Genomic DNA, 23,701 nt, shown 5'->3' with positions numbered 1-23,701 from the left:
TTCTGGATGGCGATCCCCTCTTCCTCGACCACCTTCAAATAGGTGGGGATGGCGCCGTTCTTCAGTCGATAGGTGCGGATCTCGTAAAACATCGCCGTCACCGCATCACGAACGGATCCGGGATTGGATCGTCCGAGGTCCGGAGCCACACGGTCTTGGTCCGGGTGTAGTCGAGAACGGCGGCCATGCCGCCCTCGCGGCCGTGGCCGGAAAGCCCGAAACCGCCGAAAGGTGCGATCGGCGAGACCGCCCGATAGGTATTGACCCAGACGATCCCGGCGCGGATGCCCTTCATCAACCGGTGCGCACGCGTGAGATCCCGCGTGAACAGCCCGGCCGCTAGGCCGTAACGGGTGTCGTTAGCGATCGCCAGCGCCTCTGCCTCGTTCTCGAAGGAGGCGACTGAAAGGACCGGCCCGAAAAACTCCTCCTCCAGCGCGGGCGAGCGGCCGCCGTCGCAGTCGAGAATGGTCGGCCGGTAGTAGAAGCCGTCGCCTTCGGGGGCGCTCGCCCCCGTTACCACTTTGGCGCCGGCGGCTAGCGAGCGGGCGATCAGCGCCTCGATATGCTCGCGCTGGCGCCGGGTCGCCAACGGTCCCACTTCGGTCGCCATGTCGAGCGGGCTGCCGAGGCGCACTGCCTCGGCCTTCGCCTTGAGAATCTCCAGGAAGCGATCCTTGACACCTCGTTCGACGACGAGCCGGGAGCCGGCGACGCAGCTCTGGCCCGTCGCCGCGAAGATCCCCGCAACTTGCGCGTTTGCCGCACTTTCGAGATCGGCATCGGCGAAGACGATGAAGGGAGACTTGCCGCCGAGCTCCAGCGACGTCGAGGCGAGGTTCTCCGCCGAATTGCGCACGACATGGCGCGCCGTTTCCGGTCCGCCGGTAAAGGCGATATGATCAACCTTCGGGTGACGGCTCAGCGCCGCGCCGCAGGAGGGACCGAAGCCGGTGATGACGTTGACGACACCGGCGGGGAAGCCCGCCTCATGGACGAGCCCGGCGAATTCGAGAAGCGGCGCCGGACCGTCTTCCGAGGCCTTCACCACCATGGTGCAGCCAGCCGCCAGCGCTGGGCCGATCTTTACCGCGGATAGGAAGAGCTGGCTGTTCCACGGCACGACCATGGCAACGACGCCGATCGGTTCGCGGCGAAGCCACACATCCATGTCCGGCTTGTCGATCGGCAGGTGGGCGCCCTCGATCTTGTCGGCGATACCGGCGTAATAGCGGTAATAGTCGGCGACATAGGCGATCTGTGCGGAGGTCTCACGAATGATCTTGCCGGTGTCGCGCGTCTCCAGTTCCGCCAGTTTCTGGGCATTCGCGGTCACGAGATCGGCAAGCTTGTAGAGCAACTTGCCGCGTTGTGTCGCGGTCAATTTCGGCCATGCTCCGGCATAGAGCGCCTTATGCGCCGCTTCGACGGCGCGATCGACATCGGCCTCGCGCGCCTCCGGCATCTCCGCCCAGGCACGGCCCGTTGCCGGGTCGATGCTCTCGAACCGCGCCTCGCCGTCGCCGAACTCACCATCGATGTAACACTGGAAGCGCTGCATCTACCCTACTCCGCAAAGACCGGCATCACTTCGGCAATAAAGCGCTCGAGGGAGGCCTTCTTGCGCTCGAAGCTCATACCGGTGTCGATCCAGAAGGAATATTCGTCGTAGCCCATTGCCTCGTAGGTCTTCAGTCGGGCGATGACCTCGTCGGCCGTCCCCACGACGTTGTTGCGACGCATCGCCTCGCCCGAGAGCATGGCGTTGGCTGCTATGGCCTCATCAGGAATCCGTTCGATTAGCCCCTGCTTGATCGGTTTTTCGTTTTTGAACCAGGCGAAGAAGTAGTTGTAGTAGACGCTCATCTCATGAGCGGCCTGTGCGATATCCGCCTCGTCGGAGCCAACATAGGTGTGGCGCAGCAGCATGATTTTCGGCCGCCCGATATCAGTATTTTTGGCGCAGGCGTCGTTGAACCGAGCCATCAGGCTTCGGACCTCTTCGTCATCCTGCCAGAGCGGCGTCACTTGCACATTGCAGCCGTTGGCGACAGCGAATTCATGCGAATTGGGATCGCGGGCAGCGACCCAGATCGGCGGGTACGGCTTCTGCAGTGGCTTCGGCGACGAGGTCGTGGCGGGGAATTTCCAGAACTCGCCCTCATGGGCGTAATCACCCGCCCAGATCCCCTTCACCGCCGGGATGAGCTCGCGCATGCGCTGCCCGGCACTCCAGGCGTCGAGCCCCGGCAACAGCCGCTCGTATTCGAAGGAATAGGCGCCGCGGGCAATGCCGATGTCCAGCCGGCCATCGCAGATGAGGTCCGTCATCGCGGCCTCGCCGGCCAGCTTGATCGGATGCCAGAACGGGGCGATCACCGTGCCTGTGCCGAGGCGCACATTCTTGGTGCGGCGCGCAAGGTCCGCAATCGTTACAAACGGGTTGGGGGCGATGGTGAATTCCATCCCGTGGTGCTCACCGGTCCAGATCGCATGCATGCCGCCCTTGTCGGCGATCTCGCAGAGCGCCACGAATTCCTCGTAGAGCGACTTGTGGTCCTGCGAGGGATCGAGTCGTTCCATGTGTACGAAAAGCGAGAACTTCATGTGCGTGCGTCCTTTTTCGCGATCGGATGAACCGTGCCGCCGGTCTCGTCGCCAAAATACAAACCGAAATTGCCGATGGAGCTTTCGAGCACAAACCGGCTGACGATATCGCCTGTGGCGCCGTTGCTGAATTGTGCACCGGTAACGTCCGCAGGCGCCAGAAACCTGCCTTCTCGTGGCGCGCCATCGCTGGCGAGCGCGTGGTAAACGATGTGCTGGCGGCCGTCGGTCTTGTCCTCATAGACTGAATAGAGAAAGCCGATGGTGACACTCAGTCCCGTCAATTGCTCGAGATGTCTCGCCAGCGTCTTTGCCGGATCGCCGCCCTCGCCAGCGCAGCTCGGAAGGGAAAGGGTTTCCTCGCCCAGGAGAAACACCGAGCCATGCCGCTCCAGCACCGCGCCGAGGCGAATTTCTCCGCCAGCGGCCGCCGAAACCGCCTTTGCCGCGAGTTGCGGGGTGAAATAGCCCCCGCGTGCATAACCGAGACCGTTCAGGCCGCTGTTTTCGAACGCGGTTACACGACCGACCATGATGACATGGTCGCCAGCTTCGATGACATCGCGCATCGAGCACTCGAACCAGGCCGACACCTGTGAGAATATCGGGGATCCATTAGGCGCCCTCCTCCAATCGATCGCAGCGAACCGATCCTCCACGGGGCGGGCGAAGGTGTTCGAGATGTCTTTCTGTGTCTCGGAAAGTATGTTGACCGCGAAACTCTCGGTTTCGGTCATCGTCGCATAATTGCGCGAGGTTTTCGCGAGGCAGACGAGCAGCAGGGGCGGGCTCAGCGACACGGACGTGAAGGAATTGGCTGTGAAGCCGATCGGCTTGCCCGCCGCATCGTTCGCGGTGACCACCGTCACGCCGGTCGCGAAGGCGCCAAACGCATCACGCAAGGCTCTTGGGTCGAAAGCTTCCACATTCATGCCAGTTCCTCCTCCTTGCGCGCCAGCCATTCCGTCATAAGCGCATTGACGGTTTCCGGAGCCGTCAGATTGACCATGTGCCTGTGACCCTCGACGATGCGGGACCATCCGTTCGGCGCCAGAGCTGCCATCTGTTCGGCCATCTCCGGTGTCGAATTCGGATCATCGGAGCCCGTGAGAAAAAGGGCGGGGCAGGTTATCGCGGGCCAGCAGTCGGCGTAAGTCTCGTCGCCACCGGCGAAGGCAGCGTACGCAACGGCATAGCCTTCCGGATCAACCCTCTCCAGCCACGCCCGCGTCAGTTCCCGTGCACGCTGGCTCTGCGGGTCGTCTCCGAACCATCGCAGCAACGGGCCTTCGGTATCGGGACCCTCATTGCGGATCGCCGCCGCGCGTGACAGGACGGCCGCCTTTGCCGCCGGATCGCGGCGGTAGACGCCATTCAGATAAGCGACACGCGTGATCCGGTGAGCGAATGTTGCCGCAGCACCGCCAGAAATGAGTGCGCCCATAGAATGGCCCGCAACATTCGCGCGTGTGATGTTCACATCGTCGAGAAAGCGGCCAAACCAGGCTACGAAATCTCTCAATGTGCTGCCTGCCGAAAGTCTCTCGCTCTCGCCGTGCCCTGGCATGTCGACAGCGATAACCCGGTGCGTTTTGGAGAACACCTCGATTTGCGGCGTCCAGGCTTCGAGCCGCATGCCGACGCCATGAACGAGGATCAACGTTTCGCCTGTCCCATGTTCGAAATAGGCGGCTCCGCTTCCAGTCGTCCGGCGCGCGAGCGGAGCGGCACCTGCCTCGCGCGCATTCGATGATGAGATCGTCTGCATTTGACGTCCTCGTTCTCGATTACACGCCAGCCGGGTTGTCAACTTCCTGGCCGAGGTCTTTGAGATCCTGGTAGCGGTCGCCTATCCTATGGTGAGGACGCCCGCCAACCGATGCTCCAAGTGCCACGACGATCTCGTCGGCGGCCGGCGCATCCGCTACGGCGGTCTGGATGGTCAGGTAATGCGAACGGCGGCCTTCGTCGTTCTTATCCATCAGCGGGATCATGATCGGAGCATTGGCCGGGCCGCGGGTATTGCAGAAGGCCAGATAGGACTTGGCGCCTACTGCGTTGCGATAATGATTGCCGAAGCGCAACGTATGGATCAGCGCCGACGCGTGTTCGATCTCGCCGACGAGGCCGACGACAGCGGCCTTGCCGTAGCCCTCAACAGCTTCTCCGGAGCCAACGGCTTCAATGATCATTTTGGTCAGAAGCTCGCCGAGGGCGGGGGCTGCAGCACGGATCTCCGGCGTGAGGTCCTCGACAAAGCCCCGCCCGGCCCACGGATTCTTGACCACCGCCAGCGCCGAATAGAGTTTCAATGGTTGGGGGGCAGCTTTGTTTCCCTCGACCAGCGTCGTTTCGACCTGGAGCAGTGTCTTGCGGATTTGAATCGTCATCGGAGCGCCTCTCTGAGCTATTATGGCCTATGGTATGCCATAATATCGAAGTGTCAAGCGCCCTTGGCACTCCAGCCTTCGAGCCGGCAACGATGAACTTTTTCGCTGTAAATAGAATGGGTTTGCTGTACGGCCTCGCCGCGGCGCCGCGGTAGAAGCTCATGAGTGACAACCGCATCTCCCTCAGGACGTCGGCGCGAATGACTGGCCGGCGCGTCCAGACGAACAATTCAGGCTTTGTCTATATTGCGCTGAATGGTGGCAGGGGCACAGAGTTGCGCACATCTATACGCCCACGCCAGAGTACTCCGGGCGCGACTTGCGGGCCGTTCGCCTTATTCGCCGGTTTGTTGGGCGGAGAGCACCGCCACGGCGATCGAAGAAGCGTTGGTGACGTGATCATGCGCGGCAAGGTAAGCCGCCTCGCCATCGCCCCTTCTGATCGCCTCGACGATCCTTTCCATCTGCGCCGGTCCGTCGACATTGCGGTTCTTGGTTTTGATCGTCATCGAACGCAGATGGTTAATCCGGACGGTCAGTAGGTTGACGACCCCCCAGGCGACGTGTCGTTCAACCTTGGTGAACAGTGTGTGGTAAAAAGCGGACGTATGACTGAGAACGCCAGGCATATCCTTGGCAGCATAGCTTTTGCGGATGTCTTCGAGGGACGCTTGCAGGGCATCGGCAATTGCAGGGTCACGCTGCTCCGCACAAAGCCGCGCGGCCATGCCCTCCAAAGCAGCGCGAATTTCATAGATCTGCTTTGCCTCTTTGAGCTCCAGACGCGCAACGATCGGCCCCTTGTTCGGCAAGGTCGCAACGAGCCCCTCGGATTCAAGATGCCGCAGTACCTCTCGCACGATCGTACGACTGACACCCAGTTTTGCGCAGAGATCGCGCTCGACAAGGCGATCACCCGGCTTGAAATAACCGTCGACAATGGCGTCCCGGACTTTGTCGAGCGCCAGTTCCCTCAAAGTCTTGGTCGGGCGCTCTACGCGAATGGCAGTCCCCGGCAAATTAGTGTTCATGGTCTCACCTACCTCTAACCGCATGCGGAGAACAGTGTGGTCCACTGTATTATGGCGTACCAGATTATTAGCCTTGCACGACCTTAAAAGCAACTGCGGCCGCGTCCTTTGTCGGCTTCTAATCGGGCGATCCAAAACAACAGCACAGCAGAGGCTAGGCCAGCAGCCCTAGAAGTTTGTACCAGCATCCATTCGATTAGTGGCAGCATCGACCCGCGGACGGAAGTCGTCGAGCGCGCCTCCGCCGCCCTCGCCTAGTCAGTGCATGTCCTTCAGAACTGCACCCCGAGTCTGAGGGCATCCAGCATGGCGGCATGAACAGACCGGCTGCTGACGGCGTCGCCGATCCGGTGCAGTTCGAAACCGGAAGCTGGCCGGGGGCGCAGAGGCGCAGGACCGATCAGGCTTTCGATCTCCGTGATCCCATCGTTCGCCGAGAGGGGCCGCAATTCGTCGAAGAGGTCGTTCACCGGGACCGTCCCATGCTCGACGATGACCTGGGCGTGGCTCTCGCGGCGTTCCTGGCCCGTGAGGAGGTGGCGCAACACCACCTCGCGCCACCCCTCCCGCGCGTGCACCGAAACCAGTTCGTATTCCAAGAGGACCCGCACGTCATGCCCGGCGAGCGCCTTGCGGTAGGTGATGCTCGAGTGATGCTCCATCTCCGGCGCGATGGAAGCGTCGCGGGCGACGAAAGTCACCGTTCTACCGGTTGCTGCGATCTCGGCGGCGGCCGAGGGCGCGGGATGGCGCCCGGTCGCGTCATAGATCAGCACGTCATCCGCGACCTGCGCGGGATTGCCAAGAGCGTCGAAGACACTGAGGCACAGCTCGCTTCCCCCGACGGACCCGAAATCCGGAATGCCGCCGGTGGCGACGAGAACGAGATCTGGCGCGTCGGCAAGAACGTCCAGCGCCTCCGCATAGACATTGAGCCGGACATCCACCCCGAGGCGCTCCAGCTCGGCAACGCGCCAGCCGACGATGCCGATCAGGTCGCGGCGGAGACGGGCCTTTGCAGCCAGCACGAGCTGCCCGCCAAGCCGGTCCGCCGCTTCCAGGAGCACGACGTAGTGGCCTCGCTCGGCGAGCACCCGCGCAGCCTCCACCCCTGCTGGCCCGCCGCCCACGACGACTGCCTTGCGCCCGGCATCCGCCGAGCGCCCCATCACCTGCGGCAACCAGGTCTCGCGGCCCGTTGCCGGATTGTGGATGCAATGCACCGGACGATAGAGACAATGCGATGCGCCGACGCACGGCCGGATCTGGTCCTGCCTGCCCGAGCGCAGTTTGTTGACGATCTGCGGATCTGCCATATGCGCACGCGTCATGCCGACCATGTCGACCAGCCCCGCATCGATCGCGTAGCGCGCGGTCGCGACATCCGCGATCTTGGCAGCGTGGAAGACCGGCAGGCTCGTTTCCGCCTTGAACGTCCCGACTTGGCGCAGCCATGGCGCGGATGCCGCCGTCATGTCGGGAATGTTATAGACCAGCAGGTTGAGGCGGGTGTCGAACCGGCCGAAGATGCAGTTGAAGAAATCGACCAGCCCTTCCCGCTCCAGCCTGTTGGCAACGGTGACTGCCTCGGCAAAGCTCAGGCCGTCCTTGTGATCCTCATCGATCGTGTAGCGGATGCCGACCGGATAATCGCTTCCGACTTCTCGGCGGATCTCCTCGTAGACCATGCGCAGGAAGCGCATCCGGTTTTCAAGCGAGCCGCCGAATTCATCGGTGCGGCGATTGACCATCGGCGACAGGAACTGCCCAATCAGGTGGCCTCCGGTCATCGTCTCGATGCCGTCGAGACCGCCCTCGCGCGCCCGTCGCGCCGCATGGCCAAAGTCTCGCACAATGCGCGCGATATCGTGGCTGTCCATCTCATGGGCGAAGCTGCGGTTATAATCCTCGCGGGAATGGGAGGGTCCGAGCGCGGGAAGCCAGGCGCCGGCCGTGGCATTCGCCCGCCGGCCGACATGGGAAATCTGGCACATGAGCGCCGCACCATGACGGTGGATGCGGTCGGAGAAGGCGCGGAACACCGGAATGATCGCATCGCTCGACACGTCAAGCTGCGTGCCGCCCCAGCTCGTATCGGCGGAGATGCGCGCCGAGCCGCCGAACATCGTCAGCGCAAGCCCGCCCTTGGCCTTTTCCTCATGATAACGCTGATAGGCTTCCAACGGATGACCGCCCTCGTCAAGCGCGGTCTCATGGCTGGTGCTCATGATCCGGTTACGCAGGGTGAGTTGGCCAAGCTGTAACGGCCGCAGCAACGGATCAGGCTTGCCCGCCGAAGTGGGCGGCATGTCCGTAGGAGCAGCGGGTGACGTTCGTTCCTCCATGTCCATCCGCTCCTGCCTATGCCCTAGCGAGGGCTGTGCGCATAGCCTCGATGCATTGTTTCAGCGGCGGGGTAGGATCGACATTGTATTTCCAGTTGGTCAGCTCGACCGTCAGCGACCCTTCGTAATTCTGGCTCCGCAGATAGGCGACCAGCTTGTCGAGGTCGATGACGCCGTCGCCCCAGGCGAGATGGCTGCCGCCAGCATCGGAGTCCGTAAAATGCACATGCGCGACGCGGCCGGCGAGTTGGGTGAAATAGTCCTCCGGCGTCTCATGTGTCATCACCGCGCCGGCCACGTCGTAGACCGCGTGAAGCGCGGGGCTCTTAAGCTTGTCCATCAGTTCGCGGATTTCCCGGGCCGAGCGGATGATGTTGGCAAAGGAGTCCGGCAGGGATTCCATCCAGAGATGGATGCCGAGTTTCTGCGCGCGGTCGCAGAGGATGCCCATGGAGTCGACACAGCGCTCCAGTGCCTGTTCCGTCGGCTCGTCGCGATAACCGCCGCCTGCGGTGACCAGAAGCGCCGGGGCGCCGCATTCGGTGGCAAATTCCATCGACTCCAGGAAGTAGCGCAGCGAGCGGTCGCGCAGCTCCGGCTCCCTCGCGGAGATATTGATCGGGTAGATGCATTGCTCAGGCGTGAAGGCAACGATGTTGAGGCCCATGCCACGCACTTTCCGTCCCAGAGCCCGCGCGTCGGCCAGCGTCTTGTCGTCGATATAGAAATGCGGCGCGGCGGCCCAAAGCTCGATACGCGAAACCCCGGCATCGCAGACATCGGCCAGAAACCGGTCCATCGTATGCCGCACATAGTGAAAATTCATCACGCTGATATTGCGCTCATCAAGTGCCATATTCTGTCCTCTTTAGTGATCGCCGATGCGGTAACTTCAGCTTACTTATGCGAACGTTCTCATTCGATTCTGCAGGTCGGCGCGCCGCTTCATGGCGGCTAAGATGTCCGAACACTGAATTCGGTTGTCGTCTCGTCGATGAAATCGGCGATCTCTGCCGCCGTCTCTTCAGGCGTCCAGCCGAGATGCGGCGCCGCAAGCTTCGCGGCACTTTCCACATTGCGTAGGCCGAGATCCGGCTCCCAGCCGACGGAAAGGCGGCGGCGCAGGATATCTGAGAGCGTGCGCGCCTGCTCGTTGAGGACAGCATGGGCGACCGAGGCTTCCGTGACTTGGTCCATATCCGGAAGATGCAGCGACGGCTCATCGAGCTGGCGCGGCGGGCCGGAAGGTCTTAGCCGGCGCGCAACGGCGCGCGTCAGCCGCCGCCCGGCATCACGGTGGGTCATCAGCAGCCCACCGGTGAAAGTGAAGACATTAGGCAAGCCCTCATCGGTGAGATCATGCTCGCGGACGACGGGCGCGGACCCCTGCCGTCCCTGGCAAGGCTGCGCGGCCGCACGCCAGCCCAGGCATAGAGCACATCCTCGCGCTTCAGGCCGAAACTCGGGAACAGGCGGCCGAGCTGATCGAGAATGGCGGCGATCTCCGCCTCCGTCGCGCGAAAGCCTTCCGGCCTGCCATCCGAGGCAGAATCCCACGGGCCGACATAATGAAGCTCGCCCCAGGGGATTAGATAGAAGGGTGCACCCGCCGCCGTCACGGTCTCGAAGCCGATGCCGCGCAGGCCCTCCGGCAGGCGGACAACGATGTTAGTGCCCTTCTCGCCGGTATTCTTGCGAATATGCGGTGCCCCCGCCAGCGCAGTGACCTCATCGATCCACACGCCCGCGCAATTGACGACCGCACGCGCCAGAACATCGCGCGATCCCTCGGCGGCCGTCAGAATGACCCGCCAGAGATCACCCTCCCGCGCCAGCCCCGTCACGGCCGTATGGTTCAGCGCCTCCATGCCGATCGCCCGCGCCTTCATCACCGTATCGACCACGATGCGCTCCGGCCAGTGATACTGGTATTCGGTTAAGCTCATCACTCCCCGAATACTTTTAAGGCCCGCCATGCCCTGAAGCGCCGGATGCGCCCGCGCCTCTTCAGCGGAAAGGATGCGAAGGTTGAGCGGCACCTTGCCGCCGTCGCTTGCCGTCATCAGACGAAAAGCCAGGCGGGCTTTCCAGTGGGGAATGGCGTTTTCCGGCGTCCGCGGAATGATGAAGGCGACGGGCTTCACCCGCTCGGGCGCCAAACGCACGAACTCCGCCCGCCCCTGCATCGAGCGGCGCATGAGGCTGACGCACTCGATCGCGCTGCGCGGGTGGGCCAGAAAGGCAGCAATCGATCCGCTGGCGGCGGAAAGGTAGCCGAGCCCGCAATGCTGCAACCGCGAGGTCTTGCTGGAGGTGCCCGCGCCGTAGTCGTCGCGCTCGACCAGCAGCGTGCGATAGCCCGCCGCCGCCAGGTGCTGACCAGCCGCCGCGGCGATGATGCCGCCGCCGACAACCACGGTATCGTAGATCTCGGTCACGCTCCACTCCCGCCCACCGCCGCAGCGATGACATTCCCGTTACCATGTGAGAACGTTCGCAAAGTTTTGGCCGAGGTGTCAAGGTCCGCTTGACACCTCCGTGAAATTTACAATACGTATTATGACGTCATATAGAAAGGTACGACCATGTCCCTCCCCTCCGCCTTTGACGCCGGCGTCGTTGCGGCGCTTTCCGCCCTCGACGCAAAATCGGTGAAGTATGTGTTCTTTGTCGCCTGCGGCGGCTCGCTGTCGCTCATGCATCCGGCCAAGTTCCTGCTCGACCAGCACGCGCCGCTGCCGTCAGACGTCTATAATGCCGCCGAGTTCGTCGCCCGCGCTCCGCGCTCGCTCGACCGGAATGCGCTGGTCATTCTCTGCTCGATGACCGGCACCACGAAGGAAACCACCGCCGCGGCCGAATTCGCCCGTTCGAAAGGCGCCACCACCATCGGCCTGACGGTGGAGCCCGCCTCCCCCCTCGCGAAGGCGGTCGACCATGTTGTCGGCTTCGAAGCGCCCTACACGACCGGCGTGCCGATCGATGCGAAGAACGGCAACTATTCGCGGATCTACCAGATCGTGATGGGTCTCGTTGCGCTCACCGGCGGCGAAGACTTGACCGAGACGCTGATCGACAGCCTTGTTGCCCTGCAGCCGGCAATCGACCGGGCGCACGCCACCTTCGCGCCGATGTTCGAGGACTATGCGCCGCGTTTTGCCAAGGAAGACGTGGTCTACACGGTCGCCAGCGGCGCGAGCTACGGCGCGGCCTATTCCTTCGCGATCTGCGTGCTCATGGAAATGCAGTGGATCAACAGCCAGGCGATCCATGCCAACGAGTTCTTCCACGGCCCCTTCGAGGTGCTGGACAAGAACCGCGCCTTCATCCTGATGAAGGGTCTCGACAGCACGCGGCCGCTCGAACAGCGCGCCGACGAATTCCTGCACCGCTTCGGCTCGGCCGAGAACATCCTGGTGCTGGATGCTGAAAAGCTCGATCTCTCCGGCATCGACCCGCAGTTCCGGGGCAACGTCGTGCCACTGATCTTCTTCGACACGCTCTGGCGTTTCGCCTATAAGATCGCCGACCTGCGCAAGCACGAAATGCTTGAGGCGCGGCGCTACATGAAGAAGATCAGCTACTGAAGGGCCTGGAAGGGCGGATGGAAGATCAAGCGAACCTTTTGCCGCTCTACGAACAGGTCCGGCGCGAGATCCTGGCCGGCATCGAAACCGGGCAGTTCGCCGAGGGCAGCTTTCTGCCCCCCGAGCCGGAGCTGATGGCGCGGTATGGCGTCAGCCGGATCACCATCAGGCGCGCCATCGGCGAGCTTTGCGGCGACGGCCGCCTGCAGCGGCAGCAGGGCCGCGGCACCTTGGTCATGCCGGGAAAGGTGCGCCAGACGCTCGTTTCCCTCTCCGGCTTTTCCGAAACGATGGACGGGCTCGGCCGAAAAGCCAGCCATCGCATCCTTGCTCGGACCGACAATCCCGATGCGCCGGCCATCCGCGCCCGGGTGCAGGCGGAAGCCCTGATCCGCTTCGACCGGCTGCTGGAGGACGACGGCAGGCCGATGACGCTCGAAACCCTCTGGTTCGACGCGGCGCGCTTTCCCGATGTGGTAGAGACGGTCGCCGCCGGCGGCTCCTTCTTCGCCGCCTTGCGCGACAAGGCCGGCATTGAGCCGGCCCATGCAGAGCGGCAGATCGACGTCAACCTCGCCTCGGCCAGCGAGCGCGCCATTCTTTCCGTCAGCGCCGCCCAGCCCGTCTACCGCATCGAAAAGATAGTCACCGACGCCGAGGGGCGCCCGCTCGCTTTGTCGCAGCTCGTCACCCCAAGCCATCTGGTCACCTACACGATCAAGTCCTGAAAGGTTCGACATGCATGTTTTTGACGCCGCCGCCGTTCACGCGGCGCTTTCCTGGCAGTTTCTGATCGAGGCACTGCGCAAGGCGCATCTCGGGGAAATGCCTGCCTCCGAGGTCGTGGTGCAATCCGACCCAGCCGGCGGCGAAGCCCAATTCGTCACGCTGCCCGGTTGGGCAAATGGCGGCCCGATCGTCGTGAAGATGGTCGGCGTCTTTCCACAGAACACGAGCCTCACGCCACCGCAGCCGGCCGTTCAAGGGCTGGTGGCGCTATTCGACGGCAAGACCGGCGGGCCGCTGCTTATCGCCGATGGCGCAGCCATGACGGCGCGCAAGACAGCCGCGGATTCCGCTCTCGGCGCCGCCATCCTCGCCCGCGAGGACGTCGAAGACCTTCTGGTCGTCGGCGCCGGTGCGCTCGCTTCGCATTTCGCCGAAGCGCATCTCGCCGCACGCCCCTCGCTGCGGCGGGTCACGATCTGGAACCGCACCCCCTCAAGGGCCGAGGCTGTCGCAGCCCAGCTTCGGGAGAAGGGCATCGACGCTGTGGTCGGCGACGATCTCGATGACGCCGTTGCCCGCGCCGACGTGGTGTCTTGCGTCACCATGTCGGACAAGGCGCTGGTCAAGGGCACGCTTCTGCGGCCCGGCGCCCATCTCGATCTCGTCGGTGCCTATCTGCCTCATCTTCGAGAAGCGGACAACGCGGCCCTGACGCGCGGCACGATCTTCGTCGACAGCCGCAACAACATGCAGGGCGGCGGCGATCTTTCGCAGGCCGTCGCATCCGGCGCAATTACCTGGAATGCCGTAGGGGCCGATCTTTTCGAGCTCGTGCAGGGGAAAAGAGAAGGCCGCACCGGCGCTGATCAGATCACCGTGTTCAAGAACAACGGCGGCGCCCATCTCGACCTTTTCACCGCCGCTGCGCTTTCGCAGACGCTCGGCTGACGCCTTAGGCGTCCGCCAGAACCCGTGCCAAAAAGGCCCGCGTGCGGTCGTGCTGCGGGCGCGTCAGCACCTCGACTGGCTGCCCCTGCTCGACGATCACCCCACCGTCCATGAAGATCAGGTGATCGGCGACGTCCCGCGCAAATCCCATTTCGTGCGTGACGACGACCATGGTCATGCCGTCGTCCGCAAGCTGACGCATCACGGCGAGAACCTCGCCGACGAGCTCTGGGTCGAGCGCCGAAGTCGGCTCGTCGAAGAGCATGACATCCGGCTTCATCGCCAGCGAACGTGCGATTGCCGCACGCTGCTGCTGGCCGCCGGAGAGCTGCGCCGGATAGTAGGTCGCGCGGTCCTTCATGCCGACGCGCTCCAGAAGCACCATCGCCTCGTCGACCGCCGTGGCGCGCGGCACGCGCTTGACCTGCAACGGCGCCTCGATGACGTTTTCGAGCACGGTCTTGTGCGGAAAGAGATGGAAGCCTTGGAAGACCATGCCCATCCGCTGACGCTGGCGGGCTAGCTCGTTGAAGCTCATCTCGTAGAGTTTTTCGCCCTTCCAGCGCACGCCGACGGGCTCGCCGCGCAGGAAGATCGCGCCACCGGTCGGCTTTTCGAGATAGTTGAGACAGCGCAGAAGCGTGCTCTTGCCGGAGCCGGAGGGCCCGACGATGCAGGTCACGTCGCCGCGCATCACCGCGACGTCGATCCCGCGCAGCACCTCATGCGCGCCGAAACTCTTGCGCAGGCGCTCGACCTTCAGCAGCGGCTCGGCAGTCATTTCGTCGTTCATCATATGGCCTCCCGCTGGCGTGCGAAGAGCCGGAATGGGAAAAACCCGCCCGCCTTCTTCGCGCCGGCGTGGTGTTCGGATTTCAATCGGTGCTCGACGGCGTGTTCGACGACCGTCAGGACCGTGGTGAGCACGAGATACCAGATCGTCGCGACGAGCAGCAGCGGCACGGTCTGGTAGGTGCGCGCATAAACCATCTGGGCGGAATAGAGCAGATCGGGCAGCGCCAGCACAGAGACGAGCGAGGTGAATTTCAGCATCGAGATCGTGTCGTTGCCGATCGGCGGAATGACGATGCGTAGCGCCTGCGGCAGCACGATGCGGCGCAACGTCTGCCCGCGCTTCATGCCGAGCGTGGCGGCCGCTTCCGTCTGGCCTGCATTCACGGCCTGGATGCCAGCGCGGATCATTTCGGCGGCATAGGCGCTCTCGGTGAAGGCAAGGCCCATGATCGCGGCGCTGAAAGGGGTGATGAGCTGGTTGGTGTTCCAGGAAAGGAACTTCGGCCCGCCGAAGGGAATGCCGATCGAGATTTCGGGCAGGAGAAGCGCCAGGTTGTACCAGAAGATCATTTGGACCAGCGGCGGCACGCCTCGGAAGAACCAGATCCACCCCCAGCTGACGACCTGGAAGACGCGGCTAGCCGACAGGCGCATGATGGCAAGCACGACGCCAATCGCGAGGCCGAGAACCATGGCGAGGAACGTCAGGAGCAGCGTCATGCCGAGGCCCGACAGGATGGCCGGGCTGAACATGTATTTGGCGACGACGCTCCATTGCATGTTCTTGTTGGTGACGAGCACTTGCAGGAAGACGACGGCCAGGATGGCAAGGACCACGCCGCCGATCCAGTGGCCGACCTTCGGCACCGCGATGGGCTTGACGTCGTGGATCGAGGGGCGGTGTAACGGTTCTTGAGACATTGTCATATCCTGTGCCGGTCGCAAGCGCCCCCCGGCCCGGAGGAAAGGCCCGGGCCGGGGGGGCGTTCCTAGAGGTCCGCCGGATTTTCTTCCGTGATCAAAAGCGCCTGGGTCAGCATTCCGGAATCGTTCAGACCCCACTTGGCCATGATCTTCTCATAGGTGCCGTCGTCGATCATCGACTGAATCGCATCCGTCATGACCTGCCCGAGCGGATCGCCCTTGCGCACGCCGATGCAGCTGTTCACCGGCGAGAGAACCAGTTCGGACACCTTCAGGTCCCCGGTCTGCTTGGCCATGTAGGCGAGCTTGACGGAACCGGCCACGGTCGCCTGAGCGCGTTGGGAGCGAACGGCGAGCTCCGCCTGGGCCTGCGTGCCGTGTGTCTGCATGGTCACCGGATTATCCTTGCACTCGTTGTCGTTCAGCTTTTCCAGAAGCCCGAGATCCCACGAGCCGTTCAGCACCGCAACCGTCAGACCGCAGGCATCAGCCGCCGTCTTGATGTCGAGCTTGCTGTCGGCCGGATAGGCAAACGAGGTGCCGATCTTGCGTTGGGAGACGAAATCCAGTGTCTTCAGGCGTTCCGCCGTGGTGCCGAAGGACGAGAAGCCCGCATCGAATCGCTTGGATTGAAGGCCTGGGATGATGGCGTCGAAGCTCGTCCCTTCGAAGGTGAAGGGCACGCCGAGGCGCTCTTCCATCTCCTTGGCGATATCGACGCTCCAGCCTTTGAGCTGGCCGTCAGCGTCCTGAAACTCGTCCGGTGCCCAATCGTTGAAGACCGCGGCCTTTACGCCGTTTTCCTTGTACTCCTGCGGCAGGGCATCGTGGAGCGCGGGAATGACCTCGGCGAGCGCCGGCATCGCCAGCACCGCACTTAGGACACATCCAGCCAGAATGGATTTAAACATGACATCCTCCTTGTTGTAGCGAACACGGTGGGTCCGCGATTGCGTTCTCTGGTTCCCCTTGTGCATAACGAGAACGTTCTCACATATGAGACACGGAGAATGCCTGTCAGTCAAGCGTGCTCGTGCGGACAAAAAGGTTGCAATAGACGTTGAAATGGAACGCCGATCTGGTAACACCTAAAAAGGACTACAATTTTTCTCAAACCCTAACTGAAAAAATTCTCATTTAGCGAGGCCATAGATGTGAGAGGAAATTTCCCCGGGGCTCCGAAAAGCAAGGCGACGATCGCGGATGTTGCACGCACAGCAGGCGTTTCCACGGCGACCGCGGGCCGCGTTCTTGGCGGCTACGGCTATACTAGCGAAAAGAAGAGGGAGCAGGTGCTCAAGGCCGCCCAGGATCTCGGCTACCGGCCTAATTCGCTCGCGCGCAGCCTCATCACCGGCAAAACCCGCACGCTCGGCGTCGTTGCCGGCGATATCCAGAACCCGTTCTACGCCTCGGTGCTGCGCGGTATTTCCAATGTCGCGGAGGCCAACGGCTTCGGCCTGCTGATCACCAACAGCGACGAAACACAGCTCAAAGAGGTTCATTCGGTCGAGTTGTTGGCGCAGAAGCAGGTGGACGGACTGATCGTCACCCCCAGCGACACGCGCAAGGCGCGGCACCTGCACAATCTGCGAACCGTGGGCGTCCCGCTCGTTCTTATCGACCGTGCGGTCGCCGGCCTGATGGTGGACCGCGTAGCAACAGACAACATCGCCGCCGCCGAACATGCGGTACGCCAGTTGATTGCAGCCGGACACCGCCGGATCGCCATCGTGGCGGAACTCGTCGACGAAGGAAGCGGCGGGTTGGATACATTCCTCGCCCGCGCCGTGGCGGGCGATCCGATCGAGACCGATACGCTCTATCCGAGCTGGCAGCGCCTCCTCGGCTATATCCGGGCGCATAGAATCGAGGGCCTGCCCGTCGACCAGCGCCTGATACTGCAAGCGGGCAGCTATTCCGCGCTCGCGGCGCAAGCGGTCGTCCCGCGCCTGATGATAGCGTCGGACCCGCCAACGGCGCTGTTCACCACGGACGGCACAATGTCCGAAGGCGCCATGCGGGCGCTCACGGAGCTGAAGCTTTCGATCCCGCAGGATCTCTCTATCATCTGCTTCGACGATCTCGACTGGATGAGTTTCCACCGCCCCGGCATCACCACCGTGGCACAGCCGCGTCTCGCCATGGGCGAAGCCGCCGCGCGGATGCTGCTTGAGCGCATTCGCGGCGAGGACTATCCGCCTCGCACGGTGTTGATGCCCGCCGAACTGATCGAACGCGGCTCCGTCGCCCGGCTGTAACCCACAAGGTCAGCCCAGGTGTTGCCCTCGCAAGGTGCGCAAGCGCCTGGCACTCATTTTTGAGAATTCTCCTCGAACGCCCGCGAGTTTCGTTGGGCACTAAGCTCCTGCCGTCCGGACTTCGCCCGCATTCCAGCTACGGTCTTCGTTTCAGACCAGCTACGGTCTTCGTTTCAGACCGTCCCACCGAGTAAATTAGTTGCCTTTCAAGGCGCAGTTCTTTAATTGAGAACGTTCTCAGTGTCTTCTCAGGAGAGCTTGTTAGATGCCACGACCCGTCAGAATCCTAGCCTTCGGTGACAATGTGGTCGATTGCTACCGCGGCGAGAACCTCATGTTCCCCGGCGGGAATTGCGTGAACCATGCCGTCTTTGCCCGCCGCGCGGGGGCGGAGACGGCTTATGCCGGCGCAGTCTGCGACGATGATGCGGGACGCCTTATCCGCGACGCACTGATTAAAGAAGGCGTCGATGTCGCCTCACTGCGGATAGAGCCAGGGCGGACGGCCTATTGTGTGATCGAGACGCAGGACGGTGATCGGGTGTTCGTGGGCGCGAACCTTAGTGTGTCGATCATTGCTCCCTCCCAGGCGGACCTCGCGCGGCTTCCTGACTTCGACGCCATCCACACCGGCCGCTCAAGCCATGTCGATGCGTGGCTGCCGCGCTTCGCAGAGGCAACGAAGGTCTCCTATGATCTTGCGACCGTACACGACGCCGAGCACATCACCCGCGTTGCGCCCCATTGCTTCCTAATCGCCTTCTCGGGTGGCGGCGCTTCGCGTGAGGAAGCGGTGGCGCTTGCGCAGAACGCGAGGGTAGCCGGCGCACGCTGGAGCCTCGTCACCCGTGGTATCGAAGGTGCGCTTCTGGCTGGTGAGGGCGGAGTGTTCGAAGCACCGGCCACTCCGGTCGAGGCGATCGATACTCTTGGCGCGGGCGATACTCATATCGCCAACGTCCTCGTCGGTCTTCTCAACAACCGCCATCCAGAAACGGTCCTGAAGGAGGCGGCAGAGGCGGCTGCGAAGACCTGCCTGACGCGCGGCGCCTTTGGACACGCGGCCACCATGAGTGTTGACCTTTCAAACATGATGGACCTGGAGGAGATCTACCGCACCACTCGTTCCGCAAGCCCGCCCGAGGAAGCCGCCTACAACGCGCCGCTGCGACAAAACCAGGATAAAAGCAAACGCTCCCTGATATAAGGAGGATAAATGACGACGCATTATACCGATAGCCGGCCAACGTAGCCGATTTGTCGATGCTCCACTGTCCGACGGTCTGAAGCCAAGCTCTTATTTTCCCAGCTTCGCGGCTGCAATAGCGTGCGGCATCAGGAACGAAGCAATCTCCGCGATGACATTCGTCAGATCCCCCGGATTGTGCGCAACGCCTTCGACAAAAGCGCGCCATTGCCGTTGCTTTTGCTCGTCCTTAGCAAAAGCATCCGTCAAAGCATCCGGTAGGTCTTCAGGGATCGGCGTTTCGCGGCGCTCGAAGGTGGCGGCGATTGCGCGCGCCAGCCTGTCATCATCGAAATCAAAAGACCTGCTGAGAATCCAGATGTCATAGAAGTCCTTCATCCGGCTGTTCACACGCCCGAGCATGACCATCGCCTGGAACTTCTCGGCGATGACTGTCTCCCGCGCATAGGCCCGGAGTCGTGGCGCCGGGAAATCCAGCATTGAAGGATAGTCCAACATCTCCGCCCCGGGCTCTAGCGCATCGCCGAAGCCGATGTCGATCGTCAGGTTGATCCGGGCGCCGCTGATCGAAGCGACCGCCCGTAGCCGGAGCCCACCATATTCCAGCTCCTCACGGATGCGATCCACCCGCAGGGTGTCGGCATCGAACATGACGCCATCATCAACCTCTTGCGCCAGGATTTCCCGAAAGGTCGCCAGCATCGGGTCCGGCTCGGGATTACCAAAGCCCAGAAGGTCGAGGTCGCGCGTTCCGCGGTGCGGATCGTCGAACCAGCTCATCATCAGCATGGCGCCCTTCAGCACGAAACGACCGGCATGGGGTGACCGGCTGAGCCGGAACAGTAACCGCTCAAGGGCAAAACGCGTCAGAACCACATCGAAGCTTTGCCCGCTTGCCTTGGCGAGTTGCAGCAGGCGGGCGCGCACCGAGGCACCAACATTTCTGATCTCCTTAGCCATTGACGGTCAATGCCTCGAGATAGGGGCGGATCACGGTGCCGACACCACCACGTTCGGCCTGGTTGACGATGTCGCTGGGCGTAGCCTTGCGCTGCCGCAGTGCTTCCTGAAGTCCCTCGATCGCCACAGAAAGACCGATCTTGCTGCGATGGCGGAAGCAATCGGCAATTGTTTTGGCGACTCCAAAGACCTTTACAGGAACGCCTTCGACCACATGGATTTCGACACCATCGTTAAGCAGGCTGTCCGTAAAGCGCACGATACGAATAGGTGTGCCATCTAGTTTCGGCGCCCAGTCTTTGCGGCCTATGGCAAGCCACACGTGTCTCGGCAGCTGATCGGTCAGGCCGTGGAATGCGAGAGCTGAAACAAGACAGACAACGGCTTTCGGAACACGCTTGGCGGTCTCTGCCAGACTATGGTTGGTATCGAGCTCGGCGTCGGGAAGTTGGTAGAGGCCACGGGCAAGTCGCAGCACCTCGCCATCCCGTTCCATCCGGCTCATGGTTGCCGCCGTCACACCAGCGTTCCGAAGCTCCGCCAGGCGTGCTATTCCGCGCTCGATGAGCACGGTCCGGGCGATTTGACGTTGAGTGACGGAGCCAGACATTGATACGAAAACTCGGAGCACAGAAACTATTGTACGAGGATTTGTATCACCTTTCACAGACTTGAGAAAGCCCTCAGTTTGCGCGGTCGGCGTCCATGAAGCAAAAATTCAGCACTTCTCGACGATGGACTACCGGACAGGTCGAGCGACTGCGACAAACCCGAAGACATCATGTCGCCTGGCATTTAATTAGGGTCTTCCTCACTTTGTGTGGTGATGATTATTGATCAGCGGTAGCATGCGCGCTCTGAGGAGCGCCGCGCCCGCTCTGCCATACATCGCACGCTTAATTGTCTTCAGACGGTTGATCTGGCCTTCCGCCTGGCCGTTGCTCCAGGGGAGTTCCACGGCGTTGCGGACGGCGCCGATGTCACGGTGCAGGACGCGTGCGAACCGCTCAATTGCGACCAAACCCGAATTAACGGCATCGTCAATCCAGCTGTCGAGCTTGCCCGGATCGCGGCTGCGGAAGATCCCGCGGAAGCGCATGCCAAGGCTGCGCATCAAAGCGAACTCAGGCGAACCCTGTTTCAAGGCATCGACCCTTCTTGCCTGAGTGATCGTCAGCGTGCTTCGCGGCTTCATGCAAAGGGCAGCCGCGACCACCGGCGAGATCACATAGCCGGTCTCCGGATCCCTTATCGGGGTGACAGCATCGCGAGGCGGTTGATCGGGTATGATCGGAGCCGGCGACGCACTGTCTTTGACCGACCTCTCGGTGCGGCGCCAGCTTGCGAGAAGCCGCTCGAGATTCGAGAAACTGCCCGTGTAGCCGCGCTGTCTGATATCGTGGAAAAGATGCCGTCCGCAGCGATTGCCATCTTTCCAGCACGCGGCGAGGAACGCCTCAAAGTACAGGGGCGATGTCGGCTTCAACGCCGCCTTCTGTCGGTCGGGTGGCGTTTCGAAAGTCAGCCATTTCGCGATGCTGCGCCGCCCGTAGCCGGTGCGACGTGCGATCTCCGAACAGGACAAACCTTCCTCATTCAAAGCGTGCACTGTATCGAACACCGCCTGCCGTGATTCTCGATGAGCGTGACGCCCCCGGCGCCGGTGCCTTGCGCCAACGTGCGGATCATCCTGAAGCAGATCGATTTGCGCGCTCCCGATCCATTTATCCGGCAGCAATGCTCGTCCGGTGGCGCGGCCGCCAAGGCTCATCTGCTCCTCGATTGCGACTCGCAGATTCTGCATGAGATGGAACCGATCAGCGACTTGACGAGCTTGCGGCGCACCCTCGCGAGCAGCTTGTGCGTACAGCCCGCCTCGGTCTCGGCTCACGATCTCGACAGAAGGATGCTGCTCCAGCCATCGCGCGACACTCGCTACGCTCCGGTCCTCAAGAATATCGACAACCGAACGGCGCTCCAGGTCGACGATCATCGTGCCGTAGCGCCACGATCGCCGCCAGCTCCAATCATCTATGCCGATGACCCGGATCGTGGCATCGCAGGAAACGAGCGCGGCATCCCGCTTCAGCTGCCGCAGGATCGTGTCGTCGCTGACCGGCATGCCGAGCCGTCGCATCAAGCGCTCGCCGGGCCGGCCGCCTGCGCTATGGCCGAGCAGACCGACAATCTCGGAGACCCTCCTTGTCCGGCGCGCATAAGGGGAAGCAATCGTCGGCAGTCGGTCGGTGAATGTTTGTCGTTCACATTTCTGATGCGCGCACCGCCAGCGGCTCAACCGAAGCTTCACCGTTACGGTTTTGCCCTGGACCGGCAGATCTTGGAGGCTTCGGTTGGACCAGCCATGCCGATTTCGGGTCCGGCGTCCGCAATCAGGGCAAATGCCGAAAGCTGGCCCGGCAGCTGAAACAGCCCAACCGTCATCATCTGTGAGCGCAACACCCAGAACTTTTGCCCCCGGGCCGGGCGACCATTTCATTTTCGTTCGCATACCCGCCTATAGCGGCATCATGCCTAACGGCGAGTGAACCACACAAATTGAGGAAGACCCAATTAAATGCCAAACAAGAAAGAAACGGCCGCATTCTTACGTTTAAGTGCCAAACGACAATCCTCAATTTCTGTGATTCAGCGGCAGCATTTCTCGCCCTCATCAGTTCTGGACCGGCGCGACCGTAAATTGCTCGCTTCAGCATCTTGAGGCGGTTGATCTGCCCTTCGGCTTGACCGTTGCTCCAAGGGAGTTCGATGGCATTTTTGACGGCATCAATATCCCGGCGCAAAACGCTGGCGAAACGCATGTTGCCGTAAGCTCGGTGTCAATGGATCGTCGATCCATTTAGCCCGTGCCTCCGAATTCCTGCTGCGCAAGATGCCGTTGAAGCGCAAGGCGAGGCCACGCATTATGGCGAACACTGTCGAACCCTGCTTCAAGGCATTGGCTTTTCCGGCCTGACGATCTGTCAGCAGGCCGCGCGGTTTTATGCACAAAGCTGCGGCCACCACAGACGAGATCATATGGCCGGGGTCAGGATCGCGGACGGGTTCTGAAACATCCACATCTGGAGGCGGGTCGTCGGGTTGAATGTTTTCGGCTTCACGCCAGACCTTCAACAGGCGCTCCAGATTGGAGCGGCTACCCGTGTAGCCGCGGTTCTTGATATCGTAAAGCAGATGGCGCCCAACGCGGTTTCCATTCTTCCAGCATTCAGCCAGAAATGTTTTGAAATACGTTCAATGCTGCCCGGTTTCTGTCTCGAGGTGCGTTGGAAGTAAGCCAATTCGCGATGCTGCGTCGCTCGTATCCGGTCCGCCTCGCAATCTCGCTGTAGGTGAGGCCCTGCTGGCGCAAAGCTTGAAGCGTGTCGAATATTTCCTAACGGAATTGCCTGTGCGCCAAGCGGGCTCGGCGGTGTTGTGCCGTAGCGCTGGTAATAGCATCTTCGGAGAGAATGGGTCTCACATGGGTGTGACCATAAACGCTCATCTGCTCCTTGATCGCCGCCCTGAGATTTTGGACCAGATGAAAGCGATCAGCCACCGGGGAGCCTGCGGTGCGTCCTACCGGGCTGCCTGGGCAACGGACCACAGCGATCACGGCTAACGACCTCGATCGTCGGGCGTTCTTGGAACCATGCTTTTGCGCTTTCGACGCTTCGGTCGTCCAGAACATCGACGACCGATTGACGCTCGAGATCGACCATGATCGTGCCGGACCGCGTGGAATGCCAGCTCCAATCATCAATGCCCACAACCCGAATATCGTCCTTTTGCATGGACGCCGGATGATTGCGCTTCAATTGCCGCAGGATCGTGTCGTCGCTAACCGGCATGCCGAGCCGATGCATTAAGTACTCACCCGGGCGACCGCCCCTCCTGTGGCCAGTCAAGCCTACAAG

The 23,701-nt window shown here is 62.1% G+C and carries 21 protein-coding genes and 2 pseudogenes; 5 read left to right on the top strand and 18 right to left on the bottom strand.

Annotated elements, in window-relative coordinates; translation table 11 throughout:
* From FB009_RS29005 to FB009_RS28960, 11 genes and pseudogenes are all read right to left on the bottom strand, one after another.
* Positions 1-92: pseudogene (locus FB009_RS29005) on the bottom strand (NIPSNAP family protein); the annotation flags it as partial.
* A 5-nt stretch (positions 93-97) separates the two neighbouring features.
* Positions 98-1,561, bottom strand: coding sequence for an aldehyde dehydrogenase (locus FB009_RS29000; RefSeq protein ID WP_101793094.1), 1,464 nt, complete (start codon positions 1,559-1,561; stop codon positions 98-100).
* A 5-nt stretch (positions 1,562-1,566) separates the two neighbouring features.
* Entirely contained in the window at positions 1,567-2,607 is a 1,041-nt protein-coding gene (locus FB009_RS28995) for an LLM class flavin-dependent oxidoreductase (protein ID WP_102045257.1), read from the bottom strand.
* Positions 2,604-3,539 carry a flavin reductase family protein gene (locus tag FB009_RS28990; RefSeq protein ID WP_028055208.1) on the bottom strand — a complete coding sequence of 312 codons (936 nt, stop codon included), beginning with the start codon at positions 3,537-3,539 and terminating at the stop codon, positions 2,604-2,606. The genes FB009_RS28995 and FB009_RS28990 overlap by 4 nt, the downstream gene beginning before the upstream one ends.
* Positions 3,536-4,375, bottom strand: a complete 840-nt coding sequence (locus FB009_RS28985; RefSeq protein WP_101778477.1) for an alpha/beta fold hydrolase — start codon at positions 4,373-4,375, stop codon at positions 3,536-3,538. The genes FB009_RS28990 and FB009_RS28985 overlap by 4 nt, the downstream gene beginning before the upstream one ends.
* A 19-nt stretch (positions 4,376-4,394) precedes the next feature.
* Entirely contained in the window at positions 4,395-4,997 is a 603-nt protein-coding gene (locus tag FB009_RS28980) for an amino acid synthesis family protein (protein ID WP_127658494.1), read from the bottom strand.
* Positions 4,998-5,332: 335 nt separating this feature from the next.
* Complete coding sequence (locus tag FB009_RS28975; RefSeq protein ID WP_101778481.1) at positions 5,333-6,028, bottom strand: GntR family transcriptional regulator; 696 nt, start codon at positions 6,026-6,028, stop codon at positions 5,333-5,335.
* Between the two features lie 272 nt (positions 6,029-6,300).
* Positions 6,301-8,373, bottom strand: a complete 2,073-nt coding sequence (locus FB009_RS28970) for an NADH:flavin oxidoreductase (protein ID WP_127658495.1) — start codon at positions 8,371-8,373, stop codon at positions 6,301-6,303.
* Positions 8,374-8,389: 16 nt separating this feature from the next.
* Positions 8,390-9,229, bottom strand: a complete 840-nt coding sequence (locus tag FB009_RS28965) for a sugar phosphate isomerase/epimerase family protein (protein WP_101806779.1) — start codon at positions 9,227-9,229, stop codon at positions 8,390-8,392.
* Positions 9,230-9,327: 98 nt separating this feature from the next.
* A complete protein-coding gene (locus tag FB009_RS33435) occupies positions 9,328-9,678 on the bottom strand; it encodes a glycerol-3-phosphate dehydrogenase C-terminal domain-containing protein (RefSeq protein ID WP_234888308.1) in 351 nt (116 codons plus the stop codon).
* Positions 9,678-10,811, bottom strand: a complete 1,134-nt coding sequence (locus tag FB009_RS28960; RefSeq protein ID WP_234888307.1) for an FAD-dependent oxidoreductase — start codon at positions 10,809-10,811, stop codon at positions 9,678-9,680. Before FB009_RS28960 ends, FB009_RS33435 begins: the two co-directional genes overlap by 1 nt.
* A 147-nt stretch (positions 10,812-10,958) precedes the next feature.
* On the opposite strand from FB009_RS28960, the gene FB009_RS28955 reads away from it, so the two are divergent.
* Genes FB009_RS28955 through FB009_RS28945 form a run of 3 tightly spaced genes read left to right on the top strand, consistent with a single transcriptional unit; the run spans position 10,959 to position 13,637 of the window.
* Positions 10,959-11,960: an SIS domain-containing protein gene (locus tag FB009_RS28955; RefSeq protein ID WP_101806777.1), complete on the top strand. Its 1,002-nt coding sequence runs from the start codon at positions 10,959-10,961 to the stop codon at positions 11,958-11,960.
* 17 nt (positions 11,961-11,977) lie between these two features.
* The gene (locus tag FB009_RS28950; RefSeq protein ID WP_003526921.1) at positions 11,978-12,688 is read left to right on the top strand and encodes a GntR family transcriptional regulator; all 711 of its coding nucleotides are present in this window, start codon (positions 11,978-11,980) and stop codon (positions 12,686-12,688) included.
* A gap of 10 nt (positions 12,689-12,698) precedes the next feature.
* Positions 12,699-13,637: an ornithine cyclodeaminase gene (locus FB009_RS28945; protein WP_127658497.1), complete on the top strand. Its 939-nt coding sequence runs from the start codon at positions 12,699-12,701 to the stop codon at positions 13,635-13,637.
* 4 nt (positions 13,638-13,641) lie between these two features.
* On the opposite strand, the gene FB009_RS28940 is transcribed toward FB009_RS28945, so the two are convergent.
* The 3 genes from FB009_RS28940 to FB009_RS28930 all read right to left on the bottom strand — a co-directional run bounded on the left by FB009_RS28940 (position 13,642) and on the right by FB009_RS28930 (position 16,267).
* On the bottom strand, positions 13,642-14,433 hold the full coding sequence (locus FB009_RS28940) for an amino acid ABC transporter ATP-binding protein (RefSeq protein ID WP_101793099.1): 792 nt from the start codon (positions 14,431-14,433) through the stop codon (positions 13,642-13,644).
* Positions 14,430-15,353 carry an amino acid ABC transporter permease gene (locus tag FB009_RS28935; RefSeq protein WP_101778491.1) on the bottom strand — a complete coding sequence of 308 codons (924 nt, stop codon included), beginning with the start codon at positions 15,351-15,353 and terminating at the stop codon, positions 14,430-14,432. The genes FB009_RS28940 and FB009_RS28935 overlap by 4 nt, the downstream gene beginning before the upstream one ends.
* A 68-nt stretch (positions 15,354-15,421) precedes the next feature.
* Positions 15,422-16,267 carry an ABC transporter substrate-binding protein gene (locus FB009_RS28930; RefSeq protein ID WP_101778514.1) on the bottom strand — a complete coding sequence of 282 codons (846 nt, stop codon included), beginning with the start codon at positions 16,265-16,267 and terminating at the stop codon, positions 15,422-15,424.
* A gap of 243 nt (positions 16,268-16,510) precedes the next feature.
* Here FB009_RS28930 and FB009_RS28925 point away from each other — a divergent pair, with 243 nt between their 5' ends.
* Positions 16,511-17,617: a LacI family DNA-binding transcriptional regulator gene (locus FB009_RS28925; protein WP_011970325.1), complete on the top strand. Its 1,107-nt coding sequence runs from the start codon at positions 16,511-16,513 to the stop codon at positions 17,615-17,617.
* A 265-nt stretch (positions 17,618-17,882) separates the two neighbouring features.
* Positions 17,883-18,824: a PfkB family carbohydrate kinase gene (locus FB009_RS28920; RefSeq protein ID WP_011970324.1), complete on the top strand. Its 942-nt coding sequence runs from the start codon at positions 17,883-17,885 to the stop codon at positions 18,822-18,824.
* A 90-nt stretch (positions 18,825-18,914) separates the two neighbouring features.
* Here FB009_RS28920 and FB009_RS28915 read toward each other — a convergent pair whose 3' ends face one another.
* The 4 genes and pseudogenes from FB009_RS28915 to FB009_RS28900 form a co-directional block, all read right to left on the bottom strand.
* The gene (locus tag FB009_RS28915) at positions 18,915-19,784 is read right to left on the bottom strand and encodes a nucleotidyl transferase AbiEii/AbiGii toxin family protein (RefSeq protein WP_011970323.1); all 870 of its coding nucleotides are present in this window, start codon (positions 19,782-19,784) and stop codon (positions 18,915-18,917) included.
* The gene (locus FB009_RS28910; RefSeq protein WP_011970322.1) at positions 19,777-20,394 is read right to left on the bottom strand and encodes a type IV toxin-antitoxin system AbiEi family antitoxin domain-containing protein; all 618 of its coding nucleotides are present in this window, start codon (positions 20,392-20,394) and stop codon (positions 19,777-19,779) included. The genes FB009_RS28915 and FB009_RS28910 overlap by 8 nt, the downstream gene beginning before the upstream one ends.
* 201 nt (positions 20,395-20,595) lie before the next feature.
* On the bottom strand, positions 20,596-22,293 hold the full coding sequence (locus FB009_RS28905) for an ISL3 family transposase (protein ID WP_101806773.1): 1,698 nt from the start codon (positions 22,291-22,293) through the stop codon (positions 20,596-20,598).
* A gap of 151 nt (positions 22,294-22,444) precedes the next feature.
* Positions 22,445-23,701 (bottom strand): annotated as a pseudogene (locus tag FB009_RS28900) (ISL3 family transposase); the annotation flags it as partial.

Origin of the sequence: Sinorhizobium medicae (assembly GCF_007827695.1) — a bacterium.
In the GTDB taxonomy this organism is placed as follows: Bacteria; Pseudomonadota; Alphaproteobacteria; order Rhizobiales; family Rhizobiaceae; genus Sinorhizobium; species Sinorhizobium medicae.
The sequence above is the reverse complement of the archived record's forward strand: the minus strand, read 5'-3'. Positions and strand labels throughout refer to the sequence as shown.